A 7,746-nucleotide genomic window follows, 5' to 3' on the forward strand; every position below is an offset into this window, starting at 1 on the left:
TTATTGAAGCCGTCTTTATTGAATCCATCTTTGTTAAATCCGCCTTTATTAAACCCGTCTTTGTTAAGACCATCTTTATTAAAGCCGTCTTTGTTAAAGCCGTCTTTGTTAAAGCCGTCTTTGTTAAAGCCGTCTTTGTTAAAGCCGTCTTTGTTAAAGCCGTCTTTGTTGAAGCCATCTTTGTTGAAGCCGTCTTTATTGAATCCATCTTTGTTGAATCCATCTTTATTAAAGCCGTCTTTATTGAATCCATCTTTGTTGAAGCCATCTTTGTTGAAGCCGTCTTTATTGAATCCGTCTTTGTTAAAGCCATCTTTGTTGAATCCATCTTTGTTAAAGCCGTCTTTGTTAAATCCGTCTTTTGAAATATTTGGCTCAACAGTTTTTATTTCAACAGTATCTAGGTTTTCTTTTTCAGAAAAATCAAAAGCACTTGTATCTATTTTTATTGTTTGATTTGAATCATTTATATTAAGTGCTATTTTAGTATTAACTTCACTGTTAATGATTGTTTGTTTATCTTCAGCAACAAAACTTTCGTCTTCTCGTCTTTTTCTGCCTAAAACATTAATATCAGAAATATTTGTAGTTGAAGTCGTTCTTTGACTACTAGGAACAGAATTGCTAGAGGATAACCGAATATTAGAAGTACCAGTTGGCGGAGGAGTAAATCCACCTAATCCACCAGTTGAAATTCCCGATAAAGCACTTAAAGCCGTTGCAATTATTCCTGGAACCGCAACACCAACTATTGCTTCCGTAACACTATCTGGTCCTGGAATATTACCAATTGCCCCGACTCCACCAGTCTCTTGTGCCTGTTTATTAAGATTAGAAAAATCTTCATTATTAGAAGTTGTATAGTTAGGAGTTACGTGAACCTGCCCCATCCCTCTACCACCAGATTGAGCATTTGTAGACCAAGTTTTCGGATCAGAATCAATAATAGTATAAGTTCCTTCAGGTAAAATAATTTTAGGGCTAACTTCCCAATTAGCATTTGAAATACCACCCATGCCTGGTGTACCTTGCGCTTGCCACGGGCCATAAATTTTCCCATTTTGATCCTTAAGAGAAATAGTTCCAGGCGTTGCACCTTTACCATTATTCCAATGATAATTTCTAATATATGTCAATAAGTGTGGTTTATCAATTTTAAATATATTTGGTGCTGTTGGTCCATTTGAAACTCCTGCGGTATTGTCAGTATTTAGTATAACAATACCTTTATCTTTAGGTTCACCAATTAACACTTTATCTTTATATTCAGTATTAGAAGAAGATTGATTTTGCTTTTTATTTAAGTTGCTATCTTCACTTATTTTAGGAGCAGCTTGTTTTAATAAACCGTTTTTTTCCAATCCATCTAATAATTTCTGCGCTAATATTTTAGCAGTTTGCATATCAGCACTGGCAGAATTGCCAGATTCATATATTTCAACTGTAATTAAATAATCCGGTAATTGAACCGTCAATCCAATACCATTACTCATACTATATTCGCGGACTTCTCCACCTTTTAATGGTGTTGTTTTTACACCTGTTTGTCCAGCAACATCTACTACTCTAGTGAGCAAAGCTTTCATACCATTGCTATCAACAGGACCAACAACACTTAGTGCACCAATACCACTACCATATTTACCAGAAGCCATATGCATTTGGATATTAAGTCCAGTCACATCTTCTGTTCCGAAATCGTAAGCAGGTGTAACCAAATTATTTGAAACATCGGTCACTACATCACCAATTCCAGCCGCAAAAGCTGTAGGAACTAATAATATAAAATATAGTATTAGTGCAATACTTGTTTTGAATTTTCTTAATATTTTTATCATAATTGCCACCTCCAGTAATTAAGGTAAAATGCTAATAACTAGCATCCAGCCAGTAGAAAATATAAATGATAGTAATGTTGGTAAAATGATATTTTTAAAACCTTTTGCTCCATTCTTGGAAAGTTCGATTCCAGCCGCAGAACTTGCATTCATAATCGCGGCACTAGCAAAAGGCATTATTGAGTCCCAACCCAAGATAATTGAAGCTAATACCGCTAAAATAGTGAAAGGTATCATAAACATCATTCCATTTTTAACTGCTTCATAAGGAATCATGATTTTATCATCAAAAAAAATATCTTTATTTATTTTTAAAAAGATGTAGATCATTAATTTTATAAATAAAAATGCAAATATTAATGAAAATATTATTGAAGAAAATAATGAAATAATATTAAATTCTTCTTTACTTATTCCAACTAAAAACCCAAAGGTAAAAAAACATAGATAAGATTCAATGTAATTTATTTTTTTCAGTGAAGAGTTGTTTTTATATCCTAAATTCATAATTATTCACCTCAATCTATTATTCTGCAAAAAAACTAAGTAATGACCATCCTAAAAGTAAAATTGCACCACATAATGTAGAAACAGCAATGCTAAAAGGAACTTTTCCACCAGACATTTGTCGTATTGTCATTATAGTTGGACGAAGTGCCCATAATAATCCAGTAACACCAAACGCAACAGCAGTTTTCCAACCTAATGTTAAAGAAAAAATCAAACCAATTACTGAGTATATCAAAGTTGCAGAATAACCAAGTGCAAAGGTAGAAATAGCCCATTTAATACTGTATTTTTCCTCTCCGCCTTGCGATAAAGCCCATACTAAAATAGCCAGTAAAGTAATACCAACTGTACCATAAATAAAGCCTAATATTGTTATTACAATTAAAAGCGTTTCATCAATTTTTCCTACTCGATACATATCTAATGCAGTTTGTAAGAAAAATAATGAAAATGCTAATCCTGAGATCATTAGGCTGAACGGCCAGGGAACTTTAGCCATTTGAAATTTAACAACCTCACCAGGATTTATAATCATTTTTGTAGCAATTTTCCATAATGGTAAATTTTCATTAGTCATAACACTCATTTCTAAACCTTCTTTCATATATAAATAAGATAAAAAAACAGTTATTAATTAAGCTTAATAACTGTTTTTTATCTTATTTATCTTATTTATAAAAAGACACTTGTATATTTACATTTTACATTATAAATATACAAGTGTAAACACAACAACGTTTTTAAGTAAAAAAGATATAAAATAGTACAATGTACCATTTTATATCTTTTAAATTAAAATTATTCTGCTACTTGTGCTTCTTTTTCTGTGGCTGCTTTTAGTAAGTCTTTTCTAGAAAGATTTACTCTGCCTTGACGATCCACTTCCGTAACTTTCACCATAATTTCATCGCCAACACTCACTACATCTTCAACTTTTTCTACTCGTTCCAGTGCTAATTGTGAAATATGCACAAGACCTTCTTTGCCTGGTAAAATTTCAACAAAAGCTCCAAAAGCCATTAAGCGAGTAACCTTACCATTATATACTCCGCCGATTTCAACTTCGCGAACTAATGATTCAATAATATTAACAGCTTTATTCCCAGCTTCAACATCTACTGCAGCAATAAAGACATTACCATCATCTTGAATATCAATACTAACGCCAGTTTCATCAATAATTTTTTTAATAATTTTCCCTCCAGGACCAATTACATCTCTGATTTTATCAGGATTAATTTTCATTGTAATTATTCTTGGAGCAAATGGTGATAATTCTTTACTTGGTTCAGGTATCACTTCTAACATTTTATTTAAAATATTAGAACGCCCACGATTTGCTTGTGCTAATGCGTCTTTTAAGATATCTCTGGTTAAACCATCAATTTTTATATCCATTTGAATAGCAGTAATACCTTTGGTTGTGCCTGCTACTTTAAAGTCCATATCACCTAAAGCATCTTCTAAGCCTTGAATATCAGTTAAAATAGTATAATAATCTCCATCTTTCACTAATCCCATTGCTACACCAGAAACTGGTCTTTTAATCGGTACACCAGCATTCATTAATGATAAAGTGCTACCACAAACACTTCCCATCGAACTTGAGCCATTTGATTCCAAAACCTCTGAAACTAAACGCAATGTATATGGGAACTCTTCTGTACTTGGTAAAACAGGAACTAGCGCTCTTTCAGCTAAGGCACCATGTCCAATTTCACGACGACCTGGTCCACGAGAAGGTCTGGTTTCGCCAACACTAAATGCCGGGAAATTATAATGATGCATATAACGTTTAGACTCTTCTACTCCTAATCCATCAAGGATTTGTTCATCACCTAGAGCCCCTAATGTAGTAATTGTCAAAATTTGAGTTTGTCCTCTTGTAAATAAACCTGAACCATGAGTTCTGTTTAGCAACCCGACTTCACAAGATACCGGTCGAACTTCTTCAATTTCACGACCATCAGGACGAATTTTTTCAATTGTTATCATCTTACGAACAAGTGATTTAACTATTTTTTGCAATGTTAATTGAATATTTTTTGCGTCGTCAGGATATTTTTCAGCAAAAAACATTGCAACATCAGCTTTAATTTCACTTACTTCTGCTTCACGAGCTAATTTATCAGGATTTCTTAACGCCTTATCTAATTTTTCCAGTGCATAATCTTTAACATCAGTTATAATTTCTTCAGGAATTTCAAAAAGCTTCATTTGGCGTTTTTCTTTGCCTATTTCAGCAACAATCTTATTTTGGAATTCAATGATTGTCTTTATTGCATCATGACCAAAAATAATCGCATTTAAAATTACTTCTTCTGATAACTCATTGGCACCAGCTTCCACCATCATTACAGCATCATAAGATCCAGCCACAACTAAGTTCAGTTCACTTTCATTTTGCTGAGCAGTAGTTGGATTTAAGATAAATTCATCATTAATTAGTCCAACTCTTACTCCCGCAATTGGTCCTTCAAAAGGAATATCGGAAATGGATAACGCACAAGAAGCACCAATCATGGCTGTAATATCTGGGGCATTATCTTGTTCTACTGATAATACCGTTGCAACAATTTGAACATCATTTCTAAAGCCATCCGCAAATAATGGACGAATAGGTCTATCAATTAAACGACTTGCTAAAATAGAAGATTCACTAGGACGTCCTTCACGTTTTATAAATCCGCCGGGAATTTTACCAACAGAATACAATTTTTCTTCATAATCAACCGTTAATGGGAAAAAGTCAATTCCCTCTCTTGGCTCTTTGGAAGCAGTTGCTGCTACTAATACAGCAGTATCACCATAACGCACTAGTACTGCGCCACCAGCTTGTTTAGCCATTTTACCTGATTCAATAATTAGCGGTCTACCGCCTAATTGCATCTCAAAACTATGCATGAATTTTCCTCCTATACAATTCACCTTTATATTTATCTCAAAAAGTTATTTTCGACATAAAAAAATATTTTCCCTCTAAAAATATATAAAAATAAAAAGCGGGAATACTCCCGCTTATATTTTACTTACGTAAATTCAATTTAGCAATGATTGTACGGTAACGTTCAATATCAATGTTACGTAAATAATTTAATAAACGTCTACGTTGACCAACCATTTTCAATAATCCACGACGTGAATGATGATCTTTTTTGTGCTCTTTTAAATGATCAGTTAAATAACTGATGCGAGCTGTTAATAATGCAACTTGTACCTCTGGTGATCCAGTGTCACCTTCATGTGTACGATAAGTTTCGATTAATTGTTGTTTTTGTTCAACTGTTAACATTATAAATTCCTCCTATTAATTAAATTGTAAATGTAACCAATACCCACGATACCGCTGGAGAAGCGATTATCCTAGCTAAAGGTCAAAATCACTATATAATATGTTACCACAATGATTATAAAAAGTAAACTAATAAAATCTTTTTGCAGTAATTAAATCTTTTTTAATTTGTGCAATTAATTCATCCGCACCCGAAAACTTCTTTTCCGAGCGAATTTTGCCAATAAACTCAACTTCAATTTCTTGCCCATAAATATTTTTGTCAAAATCTAAAATATGAACTTCGATTCGTCGATCGTTTCCCTTAAAAGTCGGATTGACTCCAACATTAGTAACGGCATTAAAAACTTCATTACAATAGTTAACTTTAGTAGCGTATACGCCATTCATCGGTACTACTAGTCCCTCAGTAATATTTATATTAGCAGTTGGAAAGCCAATTTGTTTACCTCTTTTATCTCCATGAGTAACTCTGCCTGTTACCTTAAAAAAACGATCTAATAAAATATTAGCTCGATCAATATTTCCTTCAGTTATTAAATTTCGAATTAAAGTACTACTAACAATATGATCATCATATAGTATCGGCGAAAATATTTCTGCTGAAAAGTCAAATTCTAACCCTAGTTTTTTTAATAACTCAGGATTTCCAGCACCTTTATAACCAAATGAGTAATTCGGCCCCACTACAATTTTTTGTGGTTGCAATAAGCTGGCAACCATTTTAACAAAATCATATGGTGTAATTTTTAAAAAATCAGTCGTAAACGGCATATTAATTAAAATATCAACACCCAAAGAAGATATTATTTTTTCTTTTTCAAATTGGCTGGTGATAACAAGTGGCGAGTTTTGTGGTGATAATATACTAAGAGGATGATTACTAAAAGTTAATACAACACTTAGTGCTTTTAACCTTTTAGCTTCAGTTATCGCCTTATTAATAATCGCTTTGTGCCCTAAATGAATACCATCAAAAGTACCTAGCGCAATTACTGTTTTGGTGTTTTTTTCTGTTAAATTAGGAATTGATGAATAAGTTTCCATAGTTCCACTCCTAAAAAGCATAAACTTAAAAATTAAATACTTTTACCGGTTTTAATAACGACTGCCCAACATTACTGCCAATGCCAATTAATTTTTCATTTTCATTATAAACAGCAATGACACTATTCTTGATAAGCTGCTCAATTTTTATAATTTGTCCATGACTAAAAGCAAGACTATGTTCTTTAGTCAGTATTACTTTTGGCATAAAATTAAGAACACTATGCACATTTTGCAATGCTTTTTGAGGATCAGCCGCAATTTCTTCTAATGTTACAGCTTCTTGTAGCGTAAACTTACCTACTCTTGTTCTAATTAAAAAAGACATTACTGCTGGTAAATTAAGCTTTGCACCAATATCCATACATAAGGTTCTAATGTATGTCCCTTTGGAGCAAGTAACATCAAATAGCAATTTTTCACCGCTATTATTAATCATCTTAATTGTTGAAATTTCAACTAATCTAGTCGGCACTTCTATACTTTTCCCTTGTCGTGCTAATTCATATAATTTTTGACCGTTGACTTTTATTGCAGAGTACATTGGCGGAACTTGTTGAATTCTTCCGATAAACTGTTTTAGCACAGTATCTATTTCTTGCTGTGAAGGTATCTTAAAATTATTGATTTGTTCAATAACTTCACCCATATCATCACCAGAGTCTGTTTTATATCCAAAAGTTAATTCTGCACGATAGCCTTTATCAGCATCAGTAATATATTCAATTAACCTAGTTGCTGAACCTAACGCTATTGGTAAAACTCCAGCGGCAGCAGGATCTAAAGTTCCAGCATGTCCAACCTTTTTTAAGCCATATGTTCTTCTAATAAAGGAAACAACATCATGTGATGTCATTCCCGCTGGCTTTAAGACATTGATAAATCCACTTGTACTCATTTACTATTTTCCATTTCATAAATTATTGCCGTAACTATTGCCTCTTTAGCTTCAAGAATAGACTTATTTATCGTACAACCAGCAGCTCTTTTATGACCACCACCAGAAAATTTAGCAGCAATTTTACTGACATCAGTATTTTTCGATCTCATACTAACTCT

At 33.0% G+C, this 7,746-nt stretch carries 8 protein-coding genes; 1 reads left to right on the forward strand and 7 read right to left on the reverse strand.

Annotation, left to right across the window (positions count from 1 at the left end; all coding sequences use genetic code 11):
• Positions 1–2 precede the first annotated feature (2 nt).
• Complete coding sequence (locus KBI38_07560; GenBank protein ID MBP8629910.1) at positions 3–365, forward strand: pentapeptide repeat-containing protein; 363 nt, start codon at positions 3–5, stop codon at positions 363–365.
• A gap of 1,491 nt (positions 366–1,856) precedes the next feature.
• Here KBI38_07560 and KBI38_07565 read toward each other — a convergent pair.
• From KBI38_07565 to KBI38_07595, 7 genes are all read right to left on the reverse strand, one after another.
• A complete protein-coding gene (locus KBI38_07565; protein ID MBP8629911.1) occupies positions 1,857–2,345 on the reverse strand; it encodes a hypothetical protein in 489 nt (162 codons plus the stop codon).
• A 19-nt stretch (positions 2,346–2,364) separates the two neighbouring features.
• Positions 2,365–2,934 carry a hypothetical protein gene (locus KBI38_07570; protein ID MBP8629912.1) on the reverse strand — a complete coding sequence of 190 codons (570 nt, stop codon included), beginning with the start codon at positions 2,932–2,934 and terminating at the stop codon, positions 2,365–2,367.
• A gap of 212 nt (positions 2,935–3,146) precedes the next feature.
• Complete coding sequence (locus tag KBI38_07575) at positions 3,147–5,252, reverse strand: polyribonucleotide nucleotidyltransferase (GenBank protein MBP8629913.1); 2,106 nt, start codon at positions 5,250–5,252, stop codon at positions 3,147–3,149.
• Positions 5,253–5,373: 121 nt separating this feature from the next.
• Complete coding sequence (gene rpsO, locus KBI38_07580) at positions 5,374–5,640, reverse strand: 30S ribosomal protein S15 (GenBank protein MBP8629914.1); 267 nt, start codon at positions 5,638–5,640, stop codon at positions 5,374–5,376.
• A gap of 129 nt (positions 5,641–5,769) precedes the next feature.
• The gene (locus KBI38_07585; protein ID MBP8629915.1) at positions 5,770–6,687 is read right to left on the reverse strand and encodes a bifunctional riboflavin kinase/FAD synthetase; all 918 of its coding nucleotides are present in this window, start codon (positions 6,685–6,687) and stop codon (positions 5,770–5,772) included.
• A 25-nt stretch (positions 6,688–6,712) separates the two neighbouring features.
• On the reverse strand, positions 6,713–7,585 hold the full coding sequence (truB, locus tag KBI38_07590; GenBank protein MBP8629916.1) for a tRNA pseudouridine(55) synthase TruB: 873 nt from the start codon (positions 7,583–7,585) through the stop codon (positions 6,713–6,715).
• Positions 7,582–7,746 (reverse strand): bifunctional oligoribonuclease/PAP phosphatase NrnA (locus KBI38_07595; protein MBP8629917.1); only part of this gene is annotated, 165 nt, incomplete at its 5' end. The genes KBI38_07595 and truB, both read right to left, overlap by 4 nt.

This window comes from Negativicutes bacterium (assembly GCA_018052945.1).
Lineage (GTDB): Bacteria > Bacillota > Negativicutes > JAGPMH01 > JAGPMH01 > JAGPMH01.

Coding starts and splice junctions, on each gene's coding strand:
- KBI38_07585 (MBP8629915.1), bottom strand. CDS start 6,687: ATGGAAACTTATTCATCAATTCCTAATTTAACAGAAAAAAACACCAAA.
- KBI38_07570 (MBP8629912.1), bottom strand. CDS start 2,934: ATGAGTGTTATGACTAATGAAAATTTACCATTATGGAAAATTGCTACA.
- KBI38_07575 (MBP8629913.1), bottom strand. CDS start 5,252: ATGCATAGTTTTGAGATGCAATTAGGCGGTAGACCGCTAATTATTGAA.
- rpsO (MBP8629914.1), bottom strand. CDS start 5,640: ATGTTAACAGTTGAACAAAAACAACAATTAATCGAAACTTATCGTACA.
- truB (MBP8629916.1), bottom strand. CDS start 7,585: ATGAGTACAAGTGGATTTATCAATGTCTTAAAGCCAGCGGGAATGACA.
- KBI38_07565 (MBP8629911.1), bottom strand. CDS start 2,345: ATGAATTTAGGATATAAAAACAACTCTTCACTGAAAAAAATAAATTAC.